General features: G+C 59.4%; 22 protein-coding genes. 16 read left to right on the forward strand and 6 right to left on the reverse strand.

What is annotated here, in order from left to right:
- Positions 1–122 precede the first annotated feature (122 nt).
- The 10 genes from WA922_RS05555 (at position 123) to WA922_RS05600 (ending at position 8,550) form a co-directional block, all read left to right on the forward strand.
- A complete protein-coding gene (locus WA922_RS05555) occupies positions 123–1,964 on the forward strand; it encodes a DUF885 domain-containing protein (RefSeq protein ID WP_424770726.1) in 1,842 nt (613 codons plus the stop codon).
- A 213-nt stretch (positions 1,965–2,177) separates the two neighbouring features.
- Positions 2,178–2,624 carry an SUF system Fe-S cluster assembly regulator gene (locus tag WA922_RS05560; protein ID WP_424770727.1) on the forward strand — a complete coding sequence of 149 codons (447 nt, stop codon included), beginning with the start codon at positions 2,178–2,180 and terminating at the stop codon, positions 2,622–2,624.
- Complete coding sequence (sufB, locus tag WA922_RS05565) at positions 2,621–4,132, forward strand: Fe-S cluster assembly protein SufB (RefSeq protein WP_424770677.1); 1,512 nt, start codon at positions 2,621–2,623, stop codon at positions 4,130–4,132. The genes WA922_RS05560 and sufB overlap by 4 nt, the downstream gene beginning before the upstream one ends.
- Complete coding sequence (locus tag WA922_RS05570; RefSeq protein ID WP_424770678.1) at positions 4,132–4,629, forward strand: endonuclease domain-containing protein; 498 nt, start codon at positions 4,132–4,134, stop codon at positions 4,627–4,629. The genes sufB and WA922_RS05570 overlap by 1 nt, the downstream gene beginning before the upstream one ends.
- Positions 4,626–4,955 carry a hypothetical protein gene (locus WA922_RS05575; protein WP_424770679.1) on the forward strand — a complete coding sequence of 110 codons (330 nt, stop codon included), beginning with the start codon at positions 4,626–4,628 and terminating at the stop codon, positions 4,953–4,955. The genes WA922_RS05570 and WA922_RS05575 overlap by 4 nt, the downstream gene beginning before the upstream one ends.
- Positions 4,956–4,957: 2 nt before the next feature.
- The gene (gene sufC / locus WA922_RS05580) at positions 4,958–5,719 is read left to right on the forward strand and encodes a Fe-S cluster assembly ATPase SufC (RefSeq protein ID WP_424770680.1); all 762 of its coding nucleotides are present in this window, start codon (positions 4,958–4,960) and stop codon (positions 5,717–5,719) included.
- Positions 5,716–6,483 carry a SufD family Fe-S cluster assembly protein gene (locus WA922_RS05585; protein ID WP_424770681.1) on the forward strand — a complete coding sequence of 256 codons (768 nt, stop codon included), beginning with the start codon at positions 5,716–5,718 and terminating at the stop codon, positions 6,481–6,483. The genes sufC and WA922_RS05585 overlap by 4 nt, the downstream gene beginning before the upstream one ends.
- Positions 6,477–7,697 (forward strand): cysteine desulfurase, encoded by a 1,221-nt coding sequence (locus WA922_RS05590; protein WP_424770682.1) that lies wholly within the window; start codon positions 6,477–6,479, stop codon positions 7,695–7,697. The genes WA922_RS05585 and WA922_RS05590 overlap by 7 nt, the downstream gene beginning before the upstream one ends.
- A complete protein-coding gene (locus WA922_RS05595) occupies positions 7,694–8,194 on the forward strand; it encodes an SUF system Fe-S cluster assembly protein (protein ID WP_424770683.1) in 501 nt (166 codons plus the stop codon). Before WA922_RS05590 ends, WA922_RS05595 begins: the two co-directional genes overlap by 4 nt.
- Positions 8,194–8,550: a HesB/IscA family protein gene (locus tag WA922_RS05600; RefSeq protein ID WP_424770684.1), complete on the forward strand. Its 357-nt coding sequence runs from the start codon at positions 8,194–8,196 to the stop codon at positions 8,548–8,550. Before WA922_RS05595 ends, WA922_RS05600 begins: the two co-directional genes overlap by 1 nt.
- 46 nt (positions 8,551–8,596) lie before the next feature.
- Here the strand turns inward: WA922_RS05600 and WA922_RS05605 are convergent, their stop codons facing one another.
- Entirely contained in the window at positions 8,597–9,046 is a 450-nt protein-coding gene (locus WA922_RS05605) for a hypothetical protein (RefSeq protein WP_424770685.1), read from the reverse strand.
- On the reverse strand, positions 9,043–9,735 hold the full coding sequence (locus tag WA922_RS05610) for an EI24 domain-containing protein (RefSeq protein ID WP_424770686.1): 693 nt from the start codon (positions 9,733–9,735) through the stop codon (positions 9,043–9,045). Before WA922_RS05610 ends, WA922_RS05605 begins: the two co-directional genes overlap by 4 nt.
- 105 nt (positions 9,736–9,840) lie before the next feature.
- On the opposite strand from WA922_RS05610, the gene WA922_RS05615 reads away from it, so the two are divergent.
- The gene (locus WA922_RS05615; protein ID WP_424770687.1) at positions 9,841–10,848 is read left to right on the forward strand and encodes an adenosine kinase; all 1,008 of its coding nucleotides are present in this window, start codon (positions 9,841–9,843) and stop codon (positions 10,846–10,848) included.
- A 180-nt stretch (positions 10,849–11,028) separates the two neighbouring features.
- Here the strand turns inward: WA922_RS05615 and purD are convergent, their stop codons facing one another.
- Positions 11,029–12,342 (reverse strand): phosphoribosylamine--glycine ligase, encoded by a 1,314-nt coding sequence (purD, locus tag WA922_RS05620; protein ID WP_424770688.1) that lies wholly within the window; start codon positions 12,340–12,342, stop codon positions 11,029–11,031.
- Between purD and xseA the strand changes: the two genes are divergently transcribed.
- From xseA to WA922_RS05640, 4 genes are read left to right on the forward strand one after another with little or no spacing between them, the layout of a single operon-like run.
- Positions 12,341–13,813, forward strand: coding sequence for an exodeoxyribonuclease VII large subunit (xseA, locus tag WA922_RS05625; RefSeq protein ID WP_424770689.1), 1,473 nt, complete (start codon positions 12,341–12,343; stop codon positions 13,811–13,813). The genes purD and xseA overlap by 2 nt on opposite strands.
- 24 nt (positions 13,814–13,837) lie before the next feature.
- Complete coding sequence (locus WA922_RS05630; protein WP_424770690.1) at positions 13,838–14,041, forward strand: DUF2093 domain-containing protein; 204 nt, start codon at positions 13,838–13,840, stop codon at positions 14,039–14,041.
- Complete coding sequence (locus tag WA922_RS05635) at positions 14,038–14,985, forward strand: M23 family metallopeptidase (RefSeq protein WP_424770691.1); 948 nt, start codon at positions 14,038–14,040, stop codon at positions 14,983–14,985. Before WA922_RS05630 ends, WA922_RS05635 begins: the two co-directional genes overlap by 4 nt.
- A 10-nt stretch (positions 14,986–14,995) precedes the next feature.
- Entirely contained in the window at positions 14,996–16,054 is a 1,059-nt protein-coding gene (locus WA922_RS05640) for an esterase-like activity of phytase family protein (RefSeq protein ID WP_424770692.1), read from the forward strand.
- A gap of 42 nt (positions 16,055–16,096) precedes the next feature.
- On the opposite strand, the gene rpmB is transcribed toward WA922_RS05640, so the two are convergent.
- On the reverse strand, positions 16,097–16,387 hold the full coding sequence (gene rpmB / locus WA922_RS05645; protein ID WP_424770693.1) for a 50S ribosomal protein L28: 291 nt from the start codon (positions 16,385–16,387) through the stop codon (positions 16,097–16,099).
- A 183-nt stretch (positions 16,388–16,570) separates the two neighbouring features.
- Here rpmB and WA922_RS05650 point away from each other — a divergent pair, with 183 nt between their 5' ends.
- Positions 16,571–17,029, forward strand: a complete 459-nt coding sequence (locus tag WA922_RS05650; protein WP_424770694.1) for a nucleoside deaminase — start codon at positions 16,571–16,573, stop codon at positions 17,027–17,029.
- Positions 17,030–17,072: 43 nt separating this feature from the next.
- Here the strand turns inward: WA922_RS05650 and WA922_RS05655 are convergent, their stop codons facing one another.
- Together WA922_RS05655 and nadC are read right to left on the reverse strand one after the other, a co-directional pair.
- Entirely contained in the window at positions 17,073–17,801 is a 729-nt protein-coding gene (locus WA922_RS05655) for a ribonuclease T2 family protein (RefSeq protein ID WP_424770695.1), read from the reverse strand.
- 8 nt (positions 17,802–17,809) lie between these two features.
- Positions 17,810–18,673: a carboxylating nicotinate-nucleotide diphosphorylase gene (gene nadC, locus WA922_RS05660; protein WP_424770696.1), complete on the reverse strand. Its 864-nt coding sequence runs from the start codon at positions 18,671–18,673 to the stop codon at positions 17,810–17,812.
- Positions 18,674–18,705: the final 32 nt, after the last annotated feature.

Below are 18,705 nucleotides of genomic sequence, written 5' to 3' on the forward strand. Positions count from 1 at the left end.
CCGGGCTACGGCGCTGCCCCCCCTTTTTTTTTGCCAAAACTTGCGCAGTGCATCTGGCCATGCATACCCTTTCCTGATTAGACGCTACCAATGGAATGCACGTTTTTTTCAGGAGAATGATGATGGTTCGCAAATATATGATGCTTGGCTGCGCTTCGGCAAGTTTGGCCGCCTGTTCGGGATCATATGGCGGCGATGCGGTCAGTTCCGCGCCCGCCCCTGTTGCGGCAACCAGTTCAATGGAGCAAGAAGTGGCCGAAGTCGCAGCGGCGGATATGGACATTTTTTTCGCCGATTATGACGCTGCCCAGCTCGAATTATCGCCGGTGTCAAAATCCTATCGCGGCATTCGTGACGAGGATTACAGCCGTTGGGGCGACTTCTCCGATGCGGCAGATGTTGCGAGCAATGATTTGCTGCAGACGGCCGCCCAGACAATGCGCGATAACTATGATCTCACCGAATTGTCAGAAGCTGATGCTTTATCCTATCGTCTGTTTGATGCGATGGCCAAACGCCAGGCATCGCTATTTCCGTTTCGTAAATATGATCTGATTTTCGATCAAATGCGCGGTTCGCAAAGCCAGCTTCCGGCGTTTTTGATCAACATTCATCGGGTTACCGATGTGGATGATGCGAAGGCCTATATCAGCCGGATCGAAGGGATTGGCCCCGGATTGGACACATTGACAGCCAAAGCGAAAGCACGTGCTGATGCAGGGGTGATGCCGCCGGACTGGGTGTATCCTTATGTCATCAAAGATGTGGAGAATTTGCTGGCTGCCGACAAAGAAAATGCCATTTTAAAGGACATTTATGAGAAAATTGATGGTCTGAAATTGTCTACGGGCCAATCGGCAGATTTGTTTGCTCAGGCCGAGGCGGCGTGGACGTCATCTGCTAAACCCGCTTACGAACGTCTGCTCGCTGAAATGAAGCGCCAGCAAGCCACTGCGCCAACCGATGACGGCGTATGGCGCTTTCCCGAAGGTGAAGCCTATTACAAGGCGCTGCTCGCCAATTACACCACCACCGATTTAACCGCCGATGAAATTCACACTATCGGACTGCGCGAGGTTGACCGCATTCACGGCGAAATGCGGGAAATTATGCAGACGGTTGGCTTTGAAGGCAGTCTGCAAGACTTCTTCCAGTTCACCCGCACAGATGATCGGTTTTTCTACACCAGCCGCGAAGAATACATCGCTGATGCAACGGCCAAGATTGACGCGCTCGGCGAAAAAATGCCTGAGTTTTTCGGCGTTCTGCCAACCGATCCGCTGGTGATCAAACCCGTCGAAGCATTCCGCGAACAAAGCGCGGGCAAAGCGTTTTATCAGCGCCCTGCGCCCGATGGTTCGCGGCCCGGCACCTATTATGTGAACCTGTATAATCTGCGCGATATGTCAAAAAACGAGCTGGAAGCGCTCGCCTATCATGAAGGGTTGCCCGGCCACCATTTACAGCTTTCGATCCAGACTCAATTGGGCGATGTCCCAGCGTTCCGGCGCTTTGGCGGCGTGACCGCCTATTCGGAAGGATGGGGCCTGTATTCGGAAGAATTGGGCAAGGATATGGGTTTTTATCAAGATCCCTATTCGGACTTTGGCCGGCTCGGCATGGAATTGTGGCGCGCCTGCCGCCTGGTGGTGGATACGGGCATTCACGATAAACGGTGGAGCCGGGAAAAGGCGATCCAGTACCTGACCGATAATACGCCCAACCCGGAAGGCGATATTCGCAAGGCGATTGAGCGGTACGCCGTCTATCCCGGCCAAGCGACTGCTTACATGATTGGCAAGCTCAAGATTATGGAATTGCGCAGCCGCGCGCGGTCCGAATTGGGTGAAGATTTTGACATTCGCGAATTTCACGATGTGATTTTGAAAAACGGCCCTGTGCCGCTGTCGATTATGGAAGAAAATGTCGATGCATGGATTGCGAGCGAGAAAGGCGCAGAATAGTCTGTTGTCCGCTGGATCTTGGTTGCGGTAGCCAGAACACGACTGCGTGATGCGGCTTATGCCGCGCAGCCAAGCGAACCGGATGGTTCGCGCCCGGCGTTTGAGGGCCAGACAGAGACGCTAACGACTCGCAACAAGGGCTTGGCGGTTGAAAGCCGGGGACAGCGCGCTTAGGTAAATTGGAACGAATCAATCCAATTTAAGCGGATGACTATGCGCCTATCCAACTTAGCCGATTATGCTGTGGTCACGATGACCGCCGCCGCCGGCCGTTGCGGTGGCGGACGCGTGTCTGCAGCCGATCTGGCGCAGGAAACCGGTTTGCCGGGGCCAACGGTACAAAAGATCGTCAGCAAGCTGACTGCGGCCAGCCTGCTGCGCTCTGTACGCGGGGCTGGCGGCGGGTTGCAATTGGCGCGTCCGGCAGCAGCGATCACGTTGGCCGATATTGTCGAGGCAATCGAAGGCCCGATCGCTCTGGCCGCCTGTGTCGATGGCAGCGCCCAGGAATGCGGTTTGGAACATAGCTGCGCCGTCCGCCCGCATTGGCCGATCATCAATAATGCATTGCGCGGTGCGTTGGCGGATATTTCGCTGACCCAACTGTCGCGCCTTGCCCCGGAAAAGAACCAGCAAAAACATCAGCAGGAACTAGCATGACCGACCCCACTATTATTGCTGAACACGGTACCGCCGGTGAAGACATACAGGATAAGGCTGCGCGCGACGCCGCCCGTAAGCTGGAAACCTATGAACACGGCTTCTCGTCTGACATTGAACAGGAATTTGCGCCCAAGGGTCTGAATGAAGACACCGTGCGCTTCATCAGCGAGAAAAAGGGCGAGCCGCAGTGGATGCTCGACTGGAGGCTGAAAGCCTTCGCCATGTGGAAGACGATGGACGAGCCCGACTGGGCAAAGCTCGGCTATCCGAAAATCGATTATCAGGATGCATATTATTACGCTGCGCCAACCAAGAAGCCGGTGCTGGAATCGCTCGATGATCTCGATCCTGAGATCAAGCGGGTCTATGACAAGCTGGGCATTCCAATTGCGGAGCAGGAAGTGCTGGCCGGTGTAGAGGGTGCGCGCAAGATCGCGGTTGATGCGGTGTTCGACAGTGTCTCTGTCGCGACGACATTCCGCGCCGAACTGGAAAAGGCAGGCGTAATTTTCCGCAGCATTTCGGAAGCGATCAAGGAATATCCTGACCTGGTCCGCAAGTGGCTCGGCAAAGTGGTGCCGATGCAGGATAATTATTTCGCAACGCTCAATTGCGCGGTGTTTTCGGACGGGACGTTTGTGTACATCCCGGAGGGCGTCCGTTGCCCGATGGAGCTCAGCACATATTTCCGGATCAACGCTGAAAACACCGGCCAGTTTGAACGCACGCTGATTGTCGCGGAGAAAGGCAGCTATGTGTCCTATCTTGAAGGCTGCACCGCGCCAATGCGCGATGAAAACCAGCTGCACGCCGCGGTTGTCGAGCTGGTCGCGATGGAAGATGCGGAGATTAAATACTCAACCGTCCAAAACTGGTATCCGGGAGACGCGGCAGGCAAAGGCGGGATCTATAATTTCGTCACCAAGCGCGGCCTGTGTCAGGGCGCGCGGTCCAAAGTCAGCTGGACGCAGGTGGAAACCGGCAGCGCGGTGACGTGGAAATATCCCTCCTGCGTTTTGAACGGTGAAGACAGCGTGGGCGAATTTTACTCGGTTGCGGTGACCAATAATTACCAGCAGGCCGATACCGGCACCAAGATGATCCATAATGGCAAGGGCACCCGCTCAACGATTATCTCTAAAGGCATCAGCGCGGGCAAGAGCAACAACACCTATCGCGGCCTCGTACGGATGGGCGCAAATGCCGACAATGCCCGCAATTTCACGCAGTGTGACAGTCTGCTGCTCGGCGATACATGCGGGGCGCATACCGTCCCCTATATCGAGGTGAAAAACCCCACCGCGCAGATCGAGCATGAGGCAACCACCAGCAAGATCAGCGACGATCAGTTGTTCTACGCCATGCAGCGCGGATTGGGCGAGGAAGAAGCGGTGGCACTGATCGTCAACGGTTTTGCCAAGGAAGTGATGAAGCAGCTGCCGATGGAGTTTGCGGTCGAAGCGCAGAAGCTGCTTGCGATCAGCCTGGAGGGTTCGGTCGGATAATGACAGAACGCAAAACTCTTTCCTTGGGCTCCGGCGAGGGGGCCAAATCGGACAAAACCGCTGGCTGGAATATTTCCGAAGCGCGCAAGGACAAGTTGCACGATCGTGCGCGCTTTAACCGGCGGCATCCATCGGAGGCGCATAAGCGCCTGTGGGGTTTGCTCGACAAGAAAGGCATCGGCAATTTCGCGTTCAACCGCGAGGTTGTCATGGGATCATCGCTCGTTGATTTTGCCTGCAAAACCCGCTGGCTGGTCGTAGAAATCAGCGGCGAGACTGAGGCCGACCGGACGATTGAAGAATTGTCTGACCGCAAGCTGACCGAGGTTGGCGTGCGTGTGTTGCGGTTTACCCAGGAACAGGTGATGGGCGATCTGGGGCCGATCAAAGACACCATTTTCGAAGCGTTGAACGCGCCGTTTGACAAGCCTGCCAAGGCAAAACCATCTCGCGCGCTTTCCCGCGACGACGGTGATTTTCATCGGAGCCGGTTTTGATCCGCTCGCTGGCCTGTATAGCTGCGTTTTGCATCGCAATGCCTGCGAGCGCCGCAGGCGAAGCGGCAGAACCGGCTGCGGCGCGGCTGAATGGCTGTCTGCTCGCCGGGTCCAGTGGTGCGCCGCGGACCAACTTGCGCGAGGCGGTCATTTCAGTCCGCTCCTTCTGCGCCCCGCAGATCAAACGGGTAAGAACCCAGCGGGTCGAGGCCGCCACCAAGGGGCTCTCCGAAGAGGCCGGGAAGGCGGCCGAAGACCAAGCAATCCGCGCATTGAATGACGAAATCGCTTTAGCAATTGCCAATTTTACTGGACTGACACTTTGACCATGCTCAAAATCACTAATCTTCATGCCACTATCGGCGAAACTGAAATCCTCAAAGGGCTGACGCTGGAAGTTGGCGCGGGTCAGGTGCACGCCATTATGGGCCCGAACGGTGCCGGCAAAAGCACGCTGTCCTATGTCCTGGGTGGCCGCCCGGGTTACGAAGTGACGGCTGGATCGGTGACCTTTAACGGTGCGGATTTGCTTGACATCGATCCGCATGAACGCGCGGCGGCTGGCCTGTTTCTCGGCTTCCAATATCCGGTTGAGATTCCCGGTGTCTCCAATGTGCAATTCCTGCGCGAGGCCCTGAACGCACAGCGCGGCGCGCGCGGCGAAGAACCGTTATCGGGCGGTGATTTCCTGAAACTGGCGCGCGACAAAGCCGGGCTGCTCAAACTCGACATGGAGATGCTCAAGCGGCAGGTCAATGTCGGCTTTTCGGGCGGCGAGAAAAAGCGGTCCGAAATGGTCCAGATGGGTATTCTTGACCCGAAATTTGCCGTGCTGGATGAAACCGATAGCGGCCTTGATATCGATGCGCTGCGCGTTGTGGGTGACGGCATTAACGCGATCATGCGCGCCGAGGATAAGGGCGTGCTTCTGATCACGCACTATCAACGGCTGCTCGATTATGTGAAGCCGGACAAAGTGCATGTTCTGGCGGATGGCCGGATCGTCAAGACCGGCGGGCCGGACCTGGCGCTGCGGCTTGAAAGCGAAGGCTATGACGGTGTAATGGCCGAAGCGCAGGCGGCTGCATGATGGATACCGCAACCCTACCGACGACGCGTGAAGAGGATTGGCGCTATAGCGACGCCGAGTTCCTCAGGCAGGCGGATATCGCGGTCATCAACCATTGGCGCGAAATAACCGTGCCTGCCGGAGAGACGGTGCGCGACGTCCAACATTACCGAGCGGCAGATAACCCGGAGGGCGTTATCGACCGGGTCCGTGTGCTGGTTGGCGCAGGTGGGCGGTTTGAAAGTTTTGCGGTACTGGCCGGCAATCACTATGGCCGTGTCGAGGTTGAAGTGACGCTGGAAGAAAATGCGCATTTTGAATTTGGCGGCGTGACGTTGGGCGGCGGTGACAGCGTGCAGGAATTTGTCACACGCACCAGACACGCGCATCCCGCTGCCACATCCAACCAGGTGGTCCGCGCCGTTCAATGGGGCAAGTCGGTCGGTAATTTCCTGGGCCGGATCGAAGTGGCGCGCGATGCGCAGAAAACCGATGCGGGGCAAAACTTCCGCGCGATTCTGCTCGAAAAAGGCGCCGCCGCCAATACCAAGCCGGAACTGGAAATATTCGCCGATGATGTACTGTGCGCGCACGGCGCCGCGATTGGCCAGTTGGACGAGCAGGCCAGCTATTACATGGCCGCGCGCGGCATCCCGCCACATATTGCGCGCAAGCTGTTGATCCAGGCATTCATCGGCGATGCGTTTGCTGAATTGCCTGACGCTGCGCAGCGCGAAGCGATGCTGGATCACGCGCTTAATCAGCTTGAGACGGGGGCATGGTGACGACCGCCGATACCCTTTCGCGCAAAGCGCAGTTTCCCGGCCTGGTCACGCCGGCCGGCGATGTCTGGCATTATCTGGATACCGCCGCCACCGCGCAAAAGCCGCAGGCAGTGATTGATGCAATGACCGATGCGATGGGCCGCGATTATGCGACCGTCCATCGCGGCGTATATTCACGCTCTGCCGATATGACGCTCGCTTATGAGGCTGCGCGCCGCCGCGCTGCGTCCTTTATTGGTGCCCGATCGGAAAACGAGATTGTGTTCGTACGCGGCGCGACCGAAGCGATCAATCTGGTCGCGCAAAGCTGGGGCGGGCTTACCCTGAAGGCTGGCGACCGGATTATGCTCAGCCAGCTGGAGCATCATTCCAACATCGTGCCGTGGCAGATGATTGCGCAGCAAACCGGCGCCGAAATTGATGTCTGCCCGCTGACACAGGATCACCGGATCGATCTTGATGCGCTGGAAAACATGTTGACCGAGCGGCACAGGATTGTCGCTTTGGCGCATGTTTCCAACGTGCTGGGGTCTATTCTGGGGGCGAAACGTGCTGCAAAACTGGCCCATGCAGTTGGCGCAAAACTGCTCCTGGATGGCTGCCAGGCGGCCCCGCGAATGCGGCTCGACATGGCCGAGCTTGATTGCGATTTCTATGTCCTGTCGGCGCACAAGCTGTATGGCCCGACCGGTGTCGGGGTGTTGTGGGCACGCGAAGAGCTGCTTGACGCCATGCCGCCTTACCAGGGGGGCGGCGCGATGATTGATACCGTCACTTTCGAAAAATCAACCTATGCCCCGCCGCCGCAGAGGTTTGAAGCGGGCACGCCGATGATTACCGAAGTGATCGCTCTGCATGCGGCAATCGATTATACCGAGGCGCATGATATGGAACGGCTGTTTGCGCATGAAAGCGCGCTTGCAGCCACTTTGCGCGACGAATTGCGCGCGATGAATTCGGTCCGTCTGTTCGGGCCGGATACATCCGCCGGCATCGTCTCGTTCGAAATGGACGGGGTACATCCACATGATCTGGGCACCATATTGGATGAAGAAAATGTCGCGATCCGCGCCGGCCACCACTGCGCGCAGCCGTTGATGGCCCATCTGGGTGTACCTGCCACCGCGCGCGCCAGCTTTGGCCTGTATAGTGACGAAACCGATATTGATGCGCTATTGCGCGGTATTGAACGAACCAGAAGGATTTTCGGATGAGCGAGAATCAGAAAATTGCTGTCGAGGAAGTGGCCGCAGTCAGCCCGCCCAAACGCGCGCGGGTTGAAGATGCCTCCGAAGCTGTAACAGAAACAGCATCCGAACGCATGGGTGACAAGCTGGAGCGTAAACGCGATTACCTCGAGGGATTTCTCAACAAAACACCTGAACATGTTGCCCCCGGCGATCCCGGCGGGGAAATCCATGATGCCGTAATCGCTGCGCTGAAAGAGATTTACGACCCTGAAATCCCGGTCAATATCTATGATCTTGGTCTGATTTACGGTGTCGAGGTGGACACTGACAGCGATGTCACCGTCAGCATGACGCTGACCACGCCCAATTGTCCGGTGGCCGAATCCATGCCGGCCGAGGTTGAGCTGCGCGCTGGCTCTGTACCCGGTGTGCGCGATGCCGAGGTTGTGCTCGTGTGGGATCCACCGTGGGACCCGGGCAAGATGTCCGATGAAGCCCGTCTTGAACTGGGAATGCTATAATGGCTGATGTAAAGACCCGCCAGATTCCGGCGGCAGTGACTTTGACCAAAAGCGCAGAGGCGCGGATTGCGCATTTGATGTCACGCGCGCCCGATGATGCCATCGGCGTGAAACTGTCCACCCCGCGCCGGGGGTGCTCCGGCCTCGCCTATTCGGTCGATTATGTGACCAAAGAGATTCCAATGGACGAGAAAATCACGACGCCGGGCGGTATATTCTATATTGACGGTGCAAGCGTGCTCTATCTGATCGGTTCGGTCATGGATTGGGTGGAGGATGATTTTACTGCCGGCTTCACCTTTGAAAATCCCAATGCCAAGGGTGCGTGTGGGTGCGGCGAAAGCTTTATGGTTTGAACTCTCTCGCCGCCGATCGGGTGACATTTGCTGTGACGGCGATTTTTTACCGCTTGAGCGCGGTCACGCAGGACGCACGGTCAACATCCAGTCCGTCGCTGGCGCGGCGGGCATCGACATAGGTGGCCGTTGGCTGTGCACCTTCGCGCAGCGGATAGAGATATATGTCAAGGACGCATGCCTCCCCGCTGAACTGCAATTTGCGCGCATCCCCTTCGGCCACATTTAGCCTCGGAGTGCCAAACATCTGCTGCAAAGCGTTGCTGTCGGCACCGATAACCCCCTCCAGGCCCGGCACATTCATGATACGCGGCGCGCGGAAATCACCCGATGATGGTGCGGGCATAGTCGGCGGCGGTGTGGCCGAGCGCGGCAGGGACGGACGATTGGCCGAGCCGGAGGATGCTCCCGGCTGGGTTGATTGAGGCGGCACCGCCGTGGCAGCACACGCACCGAGCAAAGGCAGCAGAGCAAGGACAAATATACGCGCCATCATAAGGGTCCGTTTCGCCGGTGAACAAGATGCGTTGCACTAGCCGCCCCGATAATTGGCGCAAGCAAGTTTACAAACGGCACGACCAGCAGTGCCGCAATTGCGCCGCCTAGCAAGAATCGCTCCGGGCCTGACACAGGCGGTTGTGCGTCCGCCGGGCCATCAGGATGCCGGTGCCGCAGCCACACCATATCCTGCAATTCGCGCCCCAGCAGCCAGGCGTTGACAGTCCAGAATACCACCGCTGGACCGATTGCGGTAAAGATCAGCGGTATTGCGATCACGAGCGCGAGCAGATTGGCACCAACCGCGCGGCCCGCGCCTTTGGCAGCGTTCCTGATCTCTTCGCCCAGCGGAATCAGTCGCGCTTTATCTGCCCGGTCCGGATAATGGGCCTGTTCCACTGCGGCCACAATTGTATCGGCAAAAAACTGAATCACAGCCAATGCGACCACGCGAAACAGCAACCAGCCGCCAATGACTGTGGCAAACACAGCGATGACCGCGCCAATCTCCTCGCTATAAGATGCGGCCCAATCGGCCAGAACGTAATCGAGCGCCAGAAACAGCGCCGAGCCGAGCGCGGCAAAAATCGCCAGGGTTGCCGCAATGCTTTTCAGCAGCACCAACACGATGCGCCGGTCGCCCAGTTGCCCGACGGCTTTGCCAATGGCTATGATTACGCGGGTCATGCCGCGTCTTTTGCCCGTGATCATGCAGACAGGTCAATCTCCCGCTTGGCGCGGGCGTGTTGACAGGCTAGGCGCGCTGCACCGTTCATACCGCTAAGGATCATCATGCCCAATTCCGACAATTCCCCCCGTTATGACGTTATCGCGATTGGCAATGCGATTGTCGATGTGATGGCGCCCTGCGGTGATGATCTGATCGAGGAATTGCAATTGGCAAAGGGCGGAATGTCGCTGATTGATGCCGATGGTGCGCGCGATTTGTATAAAGCAATGGGACCGGCGAAGGAAATTTCCGGCGGTTCGGCGGCCAATACGCTGGCGGGCCTTGCCAATCTGGGCGCGCAATGCGCCTTTATCGGCCAGGTGGCGAGCGATCAGCTGGGCGATGTGTTCAGCCATGATATCCGCGCCGCCGGGATCGATTTTGATACGCCCCCTCGCGAAGGCGAGCCGCCCACCGCGCGCTGCCTGATTTTTGTCACGCCCGATGGCGAGCGGACGATGAACACGTTTCTGGGCGCGAGCCAGTTCCTGCCGCCAGCTGCGTTGAGCGAGAGCGCGATTGCCGATGCAAAAATCCTCTATCTCGAAGGGTATCTGTGGGATCCCGAAGAACCCCGCAGCGCGATGCGCCGCGCCATTGAAGTGGCCCGAACTGCAGGCCGCAAAGTGGCCTTCACTGCGTCGGAAAGCTTCGTGATTGACCGCCACGGCGATGATTTCCGCGCGCTGATTGCAGAGGGTTTGATCGATATTCTGTTTGTCAATGAAAGCGAGCTGGCCACGCTGACGGGAGAGGATGATTTCGAGGCGGGTCTGGCCAAACTCTCGCCCGATGTGCCCGTATTGGTCGCAACCAAAGGCGCAAATGGCGCTGTCGCCATCGCCAATGGCACACGCGGCGAAGTGAGCGCCGAGGCAGTCGATACCGTGGTCGATACCACCGGCGCAGGCGATCTGTTCGCGGCGGGCTTCTTGTCTGGTCATGTCAGGGAAGAAAGCCTCGAAAACTGCCTCACCCGGGGCGCGATTTGCGCAGCCGAAGTAATCTCCCACTACGGCGCCCGCCCAGAGGCGGATTTGCAAGCACTGGTCGCCAAACGCTTGGGCTAATCCGCCTTTCCTGAATGTAGGAAAGGGACACATGGGACAGTGTTCAAAGAGAAAAATTCACGTAGGTTCAAAGCGCGTGAATTCGGGGGTCTGACGATGAGAAAGAGCGGTCTTGGCGGTAGCTCTTGTACGCGGTGTAGGATAGTAGCTTCGGCTGACTTGTTTGGTTTTTTTCACTACCTATCGGCTGGCGGTTGCTTTTTCCCGCGCAACCTCGCGCCAGCCGATGTCGCGGCGGCAGAAGCCGGTTTCGAACGTGACTCTATCGACTGCACTATAGGCGGCGCTCTGGGCGGCGGTCACATTGCCGCCAGTGCCGGTGACATTCAGCACGCGGCCTCCGGCAGCGGTTAGGTTTCCGGCATCATCCTGCTTGGTCCCCGCATGGAATACTTTTGCGCCATTCGTCTCCGCATCGCCCAAGTGAATTGCGCCGCCTTTTTCAGGGCTGCCGGGATAGCCTGTCGCGGCCATCACTACCGTTAAGGCAGTCTCATCGGCAAACTCTGCGGCTGACTGTTCCGCCAGCTCGCCCTTGGCGCAGGCGAGCATTAATTCGCCGAGATCGCTGTGCAACCGGGTCATCAGCACCTGGCATTCGGGGTCGCCAAAGCGGCAATTATATTCGATCAGTTTTGGCCCCTCATCGGTCAGCATCAGCCCGGCGAACAATACGCCGGAATATGCCGTCCCCTCGGCCCGCAAAGTATCGACAGTTGGCTGGATGATCTGCGCCAACACCTGCGCTTCCAGTTCCGCCGACAGCACTGGCGCGGGGCTATATGCGCCCATCCCGCCCGTATTGGGGCCGGTATCGCCTTCGCCCACACGCTTGTGATCTTGCGCGCTGCCGAAGGGCATGATCGCGCTGCCATCGGTCAGGGCAAAGAAGCTCGCTTCCTCCCCGCGCATAAACTCTTCAATCACCACCTCTGCGCCCGCCCCAAGCGAATCAGCGCCGAACCGCCCGCTGAACATATCGGTGAGCGCGCCAGCTGCTTCGGCGCGGGTTGCGGCAATGACCACGCCTTTGCCAGCCGCCAGCCCGTCTGCCTTCACAACATAGGGCGGGGTAAATCTGTCCAGCGCGCTGACGGCCTCGTCCAACGATCGGGTACGGACATAGCCTGCGGTGGGGATATTGGCGCGCCGGCACAGATCTTTGGTGAAGCCTTTGCTGCCTTCCAGTTGCGCGGCGGCCTGTGACGGGCCGAATACGGGAATATCCTGATTGCGCAGGCTATCGCCCAAACCGTCCACCAGCGGGGCTTCCGGGCCGATGACGACCATGCCGACATCATGTTTGACGCAGAATGTGATCACCGCCGCATGGTCGCCAGCATCCAGCGCAACACACCGGGCATGATCTGCAATACCGGGGTTGCCCGGCGCGGCGTAGAGAGTATCGTTGGGGCCGCTTAGCAGTGATGACTGCGCCAGTTTCCACGCCACGGCGTGCTCCCGTCCGCCCGATCCCAATAATAGGATATTCATGCCGCCTGCTTCCTCTTACGATCCCGATGAAGGCGGCTTGGTAGCGCGAAGCCGCACGGGCGACAACGCAGAGCCGCTCAGCATCACCGAAATTTCCGCCAGGTTGAAGCGCGCGGTGGAGGACCAGTTCGGGTATATCAGGCTGCGCGGTGAACTGTCGGGGGTAAAGCGGGCGGCATCGGGACATCTCTATTGCAGCCTGAAAGACGAAAAGGCCGTGATTGACGGCGTGATGTGGCGCGGCAATGCGGGGCGGCTGGGCTTTGTGCCCGAAGACGGGATTGAAGTGGTCGCAACCGGCAAGCTGACGACCTATGCGGGCCGGTCCAAATATCAGATCGTGATGGAAACTATGGACATTGCGGGCGAGGGGGCGCTGCTCGCTTTGCTGGAGAAAACACGGATCAGGCTGGAGGCAGAGGGGCTGTTCGCCGCTGAACGCAAGCAGCCGTTGCCGTTCCTGCCGAAAACCATCGCGGTCGTCACATCGCCAACCGGCGCGGTTATTCGCGATATCTTGCACCGGCTGGCGGACCGTTTTCCCAGCCATGTACTGGTCTGGCCGGTGCTGGTGCAGGGCAAGGGCTCGGCGGAACAGGTCGCATCGGCCATTCGCGGCTTTTCCGCTTTGCCAGACACTCTGCCTAAACCAGATGTCCTGATCGCGGCGCGCGGCGGCGGTTCGATTGAGGATCTGTGGGGTTTCAACGAGGAGGTTGTCGTCCGCGCAATTGCCGATTGTCCCATTCCTGTCATTTCCGCTGTCGGCCATGAAACCGACACGACACTGGCGGATTTCGCCGCCGATCGGCGCGCGCCAACACCCACAGCCGCTGCTGAAATGGCGGTGCCGGTGCGGGCAGAGCTGGCGGCTGCGGTGGAGGATTATGCGCACCGGCAAAAGCGCGCGATCACGCGGCCGATCACTCTGGGAAAGGAACGGCTGGAGGCACGCGCGCAGCGGTTGCCCCGGCTGGAGGCACTGCTCCAACCCCCGACACAGCGGCTCGATGATCTATCGGACCGGTTGCAACGGGGCCTGAAAGACCGCGCGGGCAAAGCGCGCGAGGCGCTGCAGGCCGACGCGGCGCGGCTGTCTGCGCCGCTTCTACTATCCAAAATCGGCCGCGCGCGGGACCGGCTCGATACGGTTCGGCTGGCTCCGGCCTTGGCCACCAACCGTTTGGCGCGCGATGCGGAGCGTCTGTCCTCGCTCAGCCGCGTATTTAGATCGTTAGACCCAGAAGCACTGCTTGATCGGGGCTTTGTTCTGGTGAGAGATAAAGCAGGCAACATCCTGAAAACAAGAGACGCAGCAGCGAAAGAAGCGGCATTAGCGATCAAGTTTGCCGATGGCATATTGGATGTGATGCCCGCTGGCGCAGCGGTTCCTTCTCCAGAGAAAGCCAAACCGGTGCGCAAATCCCGCCCAGATGCGGGACAGACGCGGCAAGATGATTTGTTTGACTAACGAGTTCTTGTTAAGGGGGCGCGCATGTTGATGTCCCCCGGCGATAAAGCCGCCAAACTCGTCTTTGGCCCCAATGGCTTTCAGGTGTTGAAGCCTGGGCCTTATGTTGTTTGCGCAGTCACGGCGGAGCACGTTCCGCTGGAGGAACTGCGTTACTGGAGCGTCGATCTGCAGGAGGCCTATGCCAGCGCAGAAATCGCCACGCAGCGGCTGACAGATACGCGATGAGGCGCGTGTTTTCATTGGCCGTATTGGCATTGCTGACGGCCTGCGGCAGCGCCTTGGGCGGTGATGCAACGGCCAACGCTTCTGGTGCGGTCACAGCGGAGCAAACCAGCCCGCCAACTCTCCGGACACAGCCGGTGGCGCCTGCTTCTGCACCGCTTTCTGGACCGCCAAAACCCGAACCGGCCGGTCCGGTGAATTTTACCTATGCGGGTGAATTGACTCAAGGCGGCTGGATTCGCGGCATCGTACCGCGCGGCACAGTGAAGGCGTTTCTGGATGATACACCGCTCGAAATCGGCAGCGATAATAGGTATTTCGCGGCGTTTGACCGTGACGCGGGCAGCACCGCGACTTTGCGCGCGGAACTGGCAAGCGGCGGCACTCAGACTGCGCGGCTTACCATAACGCCGCGCCAATGGAATATCGAACGGGTCAATGTCGCGCGCCGGTCTGGCGGGGCCAGCGCATCATTCATGCAGCGGCGGCAACCCGAATTGGACGCGATCTGGGATGCACGGCTGAAATTCACTGGCGCGACCGGATATCGGCAGGATTTCATCTGGCCGGTAAAGGGCCGGATATCGGGCACCTTCGGCTCGCAGCGCATCTATCGCGGAGAACCGGGCAGCTATCATTCGGGCATTGACATTGCGCCGGGCGACGGCGTGCCCTTCGTGTCCCCTGCTGACGGCGTGGTTGTGCTGGCGCGGACCAATTTTTCGCTTGAGGGGCAGTTGCTGATTATCGATCACGGCGCGGGCCTTAACAGCGCCTTCCTCCACGCATCGAAGCTGGCGGTGGCAGAGGGCGACGTGGTGCGCCAGGGCCAGTATCTTGGCAATATTGGATCATCGGGCCGGGCCACCGGGCCGCATTTGCACTGGAGCCTGAAATGGCGCAATTCGCGGCTTGATCCGCTGCTGTTTACCGGGCCGATGAACTGAGCGGTTTCGGGTGATTTGGACCCGCGACAATACCCGGCGCACACTCCGCTGGCTTGTCCTGATTGGCGTGATCGCTGGCCTTGCGCCGACTGTCTGGCTGCGCTCACCTACACCCGCACCCAATCATGACCAGGCGCTGACCATTACCCCGCTTGATATCGAGCCGCAAAGCGTGGGCGCGGCGGCGCTGACCGGCGCGTGGGTTCTGACCAGCCCGAACAGCATTTTCGGCAGTTATTCGGCGTTGCTGATCGAGCCGGATAACCGCTTTCTGGCGGCGAGCGATGCGGGCCAGCTGCTCCGTTTTCCCAAGCCGGGTGCCGAGGGTATAATCCGCATGGAAACCCTCGCCGGGCGCACCGAGCGCAGGAAAAAGTTCATCGATATAGAATCGCTTACGCGCAACGCCAAAACCGGCGCGACTTGGGTCGGGTTCGAAGGCACCAATGCGATTGAGCGTTTTAATGCCGCGCTTACGCAGAGCACGCGCGCGCAGCCCCCGCAAATGCAGACATGGTCTGCCAATTCCGGCCCTGAATCTATGGTCCGACTGGAAGATGGCCGGTTCGTGGTGCTGTCAGAGGGATTTACCGAATGGGGCGCGGCCGGTTTTCCCGGTCTGTTATTCCCATCTGATCCGGTGGAGGGAGCGGCGGCGCTGGAGTTCACTTTTGCAGCGCCCACAGGGTATCGCCCCGTCGATATGGTCCAGATACCCGATGGCCGCGCGCTGGTGCTGGTGCGCGCGGTGCATTTCGGGCTACCGCCATATTTCACCTCCAAAATCCTGCTCGCCGATCCAGCCGATATTGCCGCGGGCCAGGTCTGGTCGGGTGAGGTCATCGCCGAGTTCGCTCCGCCGCTCCCCAGTGACAATATGGAAGGGCTGGCGGTCGAAGAAGGCGCGGACGGCGCGCTGACACTATGGGTTATTTCCGATGATAATGGCGCGACATTGCAGCGTACCTTGCTGCTGCGGCTGGAATGGACGCCCGATGCCGAAGTCCCCGCAGCCGCGCCATCCGCCCCAATAGAAAAGGCGCGCAGCAACGCCGCACGCCCTTCTTAGCGATCGATTTTTCTCAGCATCCTTGCGGATGCAGCCCGGTGATTAAGCCGCTGCTTTCGTGGCTTTTTTCAGTTCACGCTTTACCTTGAGCGCACCTTTGGACAATTTCTCGTCCTTGGTTTTCAGCAGCCAATTGTCGAGGCCTCCATTATGCTCGACCGAACGCAGACCATTGGTCGACACGCGGAACTTGAAACTGCGCTCCAGCGTCTCGCTCAGCAAAGTGACATTCTGCAAATTTGGCAAAAACACACGCTTGGTTTTGTTGTTGGCGTGGCTGACATTGTTGCCGGTTAAGCGGCCTTTGCCGGTCAATTCGCAAATGCGCGACATGGTTTCTCTCGTTCGGTTGGGGGCCGCCAGATCGTTCTGGCTGCCGTAAAGCTGTTGGGTATCATCCCGGAAAGGCGCGCACCTAGCTTTCCGATGCCGAATCGTCAAGCAAAACCCCCCGATGCTGCCAGTGCGCCATGCATGCGAGTTGCGACCGCGTGCCGCGCAGGGTAGCGCATCACTATGACCCGTTGGCCGATCCCCGCCCCGATGCAGCGCGCTCTTGCTCTGGCGCGCCAGGCGGCGGAGCGCGGCGAAGTGCCGGTGGGCGCAGTAATTATGCGCGGCGGCAAAGTGATTGCACAGGGGCATAATGCCCCCCGCACAGACCATGACCCCACCGCCCATGCAGAGATTGTCGCGATTCGCGAAGCGGCGCGTATTCTGGGGCAGGACCGGCTGAGCGATTGCGAATTATGGGTCACTCTGGAGCCCTGCGCGATGTGCGCCGGGGCGATAGCGCATGCCCGGATCGGATCACTCTATTACGCGGCAGACGACCCGAAGGGCGGCGCAGTGCAGCACGGCGCGCGGGTGTTTGAGCAGGAGCAATGCCTGCACAAGCCGGATGTCTATTCGGGCATAGGTGCAAGCGAGGCAGCGGAATTGCTCAAGGAGTTTTTCAGGGCGCGGCGGAGGTAATGGTCGCTGGTCAACGATCGCTCAACGCATTCCGCGAGCATTATCACATCCCGCGCCATATCTTCATCGAGGCGCTATCCGCTGGCCCATAGCGGCGCTTCTCGCACGCTTTGGGCATAAAGTCCTTGCCGTAACACAGCCGCACTTCTTCCAGCCAGCCGCGGCGGTTTAGGTCCAGACCAATTGCAGAATGCGGCCAGTCGGGATTGGCCGCGACAAACGCCGCGCGGAAATCTCCGGCGGTCAGATTATCACTGCGCGACAGGCTATCCATGCCGGGCATCCGCAGACTGTCGTGCAATATCCGCGTCACTTTGAAATAGGTTGCCGGGGTCCGTGTCATGCAGCTGCCATGTTTGGCCCATTGGCGCGCGATCAGGCGGGTGGAGGGCATCATGCACATATTGCGCCGTGCCTCTGCCGGGTTCACCTGGCGCGGGTTGGCGCACCATTGCGGCCATGTGCTGCGCCCGTCCGGCCACAGGCCGTGAACGATAAAGCCGAACCGCCCGTTGCGGCCCGAACATTGCGTGCGCTGGCCAGATTGCATTTCGCGCCCTTTGCAAAATTCGGGCGACCAGCTGAGCGCAAGAGTATAGCCGGTAATCGGGACCGAACGCGGCGCGGCATCACGAGTGATTGCCGGGACAGAGACCGCCGCCGGCATCCGGCATTGATAGGCTTGCGCCAGCGCCGGGGTGCCCTGAACATCAATAAACGCCAGCGCCGCCGCGCACCCTGCTATAGCAGCGATGCCAGCCAGCCATTTCATGCGTTTTCTCATTCCGGCGTAAAATCCAGCCCGATATCGGCGGCGGGTGCGCTTTGTGTCAGCCGCCCGACCGATACGTAATTGACGCCCGTTGCCGCTTTGGCCCGGATGGTCTGCAAATTGATCCCGCCCGATGCTTCTGTCGGTACGCGGCCCGCAACCCGCGCCACCGCCTCGCGCAGAGTGTCAGGCGCCATATTATCGAGCAGCAACCGCGTCGCGCCCGCTGTCAGTGCCGGTTCGATTTGGTCAATCCGGTCCACTTCGCAGATGATGGTTTTCACACCGGCATCGCGCGCGCGGCGGACCGCTGCGCCCACACCGCCCGCCACCAATACGTGATTGTCCTTGATCATGGCGGCATCCCACAATCCCATCCGGTGATTATTGCCGCCGCCCATCCGGACCGCATATTTCTCCAGATGGCGAAGGCCGGGAATGGTCTTGCGCGTATCGAGCAAAGTGCAGTCGGGATTGTCCATCACGGTGACATATTCGCGCACCAGCGTGGCGATGCCCGACATATGCTGGACGGTGTTAAGCGCAGCGCGTTCCGCAGTCAGCATGGCGCGGGCATTGCCTGACAGACGCATCAGATCGGTACCGGCGGGTACGCACGCGCCGTCTTCTACCAGCAGGTCAATCTGCATATCGGGATCAAGCGCGCGGAAGAATGCTGCGGCGATGGGCAGGCCGGCCACCGCAATCGGGTCGCGGCTGTCCATCACACCGGAAAAGCGCGCTGCGGCAGGGATCACGCTTTCGCTGGTAACATCGCGGCCCCCGCCTGGCAGACCTTCGCCCAGATCCTCGGCCAAGGTTTCCGCAACAAATCGATCGAGATCAAATCCTTCCAGCACAAAAGCGGTCAATGTCCGTTCTCCCATGTGTCCGGCATGCTCAA

This window comes from Pontixanthobacter sp. (genome assembly GCF_049682855.1).
Classification (GTDB): domain Bacteria; phylum Pseudomonadota; class Alphaproteobacteria; order Sphingomonadales; family Sphingomonadaceae; genus Pontixanthobacter.

Excerpts from the sequence above, each read along its gene's own strand:
- WA922_RS05555 (WP_424770726.1), top strand. The coding sequence starts at position 123 with ATGGTTCGCAAATATATGATGCTTGGCTGCGCTTCGGCAAGTTTGGCC.
- WA922_RS05560 (WP_424770727.1), top strand. The coding sequence starts at position 2,178 with ATGCGCCTATCCAACTTAGCCGATTATGCTGTGGTCACGATGACCGCC.
- sufB (WP_424770677.1), top strand. The coding sequence starts at position 2,621 with ATGACCGACCCCACTATTATTGCTGAACACGGTACCGCCGGTGAAGAC.
- WA922_RS05570 (WP_424770678.1), top strand. The coding sequence starts at position 4,132 with ATGACAGAACGCAAAACTCTTTCCTTGGGCTCCGGCGAGGGGGCCAAA.
- sufC (WP_424770680.1), top strand. The coding sequence starts at position 4,958 with ATGCTCAAAATCACTAATCTTCATGCCACTATCGGCGAAACTGAAATC.
- WA922_RS05585 (WP_424770681.1), top strand. The coding sequence starts at position 5,716 with ATGATGGATACCGCAACCCTACCGACGACGCGTGAAGAGGATTGGCGC.
- WA922_RS05590 (WP_424770682.1), top strand. The coding sequence starts at position 6,477 with ATGGTGACGACCGCCGATACCCTTTCGCGCAAAGCGCAGTTTCCCGGC.
- WA922_RS05595 (WP_424770683.1), top strand. The coding sequence starts at position 7,694 with ATGAGCGAGAATCAGAAAATTGCTGTCGAGGAAGTGGCCGCAGTCAGC.
- WA922_RS05600 (WP_424770684.1), top strand. The coding sequence starts at position 8,194 with ATGGCTGATGTAAAGACCCGCCAGATTCCGGCGGCAGTGACTTTGACC.
- WA922_RS05605 (WP_424770685.1), bottom strand. The coding sequence starts at position 9,046 with ATGATGGCGCGTATATTTGTCCTTGCTCTGCTGCCTTTGCTCGGTGCG.
- WA922_RS05610 (WP_424770686.1), bottom strand. The coding sequence starts at position 9,735 with ATGACCCGCGTAATCATAGCCATTGGCAAAGCCGTCGGGCAACTGGGC.
- WA922_RS05615 (WP_424770687.1), top strand. The coding sequence starts at position 9,841 with ATGCCCAATTCCGACAATTCCCCCCGTTATGACGTTATCGCGATTGGC.
- xseA (WP_424770689.1), top strand. The coding sequence starts at position 12,341 with ATGCCGCCTGCTTCCTCTTACGATCCCGATGAAGGCGGCTTGGTAGCG.
- purD (WP_424770688.1), bottom strand. The coding sequence starts at position 12,342 with ATGAATATCCTATTATTGGGATCGGGCGGACGGGAGCACGCCGTGGCG.
- WA922_RS05630 (WP_424770690.1), top strand. The coding sequence starts at position 13,838 with ATGTTGATGTCCCCCGGCGATAAAGCCGCCAAACTCGTCTTTGGCCCC.
- WA922_RS05635 (WP_424770691.1), top strand. The coding sequence starts at position 14,038 with ATGAGGCGCGTGTTTTCATTGGCCGTATTGGCATTGCTGACGGCCTGC.
- rpmB (WP_424770693.1), bottom strand. The coding sequence starts at position 16,387 with ATGTCGCGCATTTGCGAATTGACCGGCAAAGGCCGCTTAACCGGCAAC.
- WA922_RS05650 (WP_424770694.1), top strand. The coding sequence starts at position 16,571 with ATGACCCGTTGGCCGATCCCCGCCCCGATGCAGCGCGCTCTTGCTCTG.
- WA922_RS05655 (WP_424770695.1), bottom strand. The coding sequence starts at position 17,801 with ATGAAATGGCTGGCTGGCATCGCTGCTATAGCAGGGTGCGCGGCGGCG.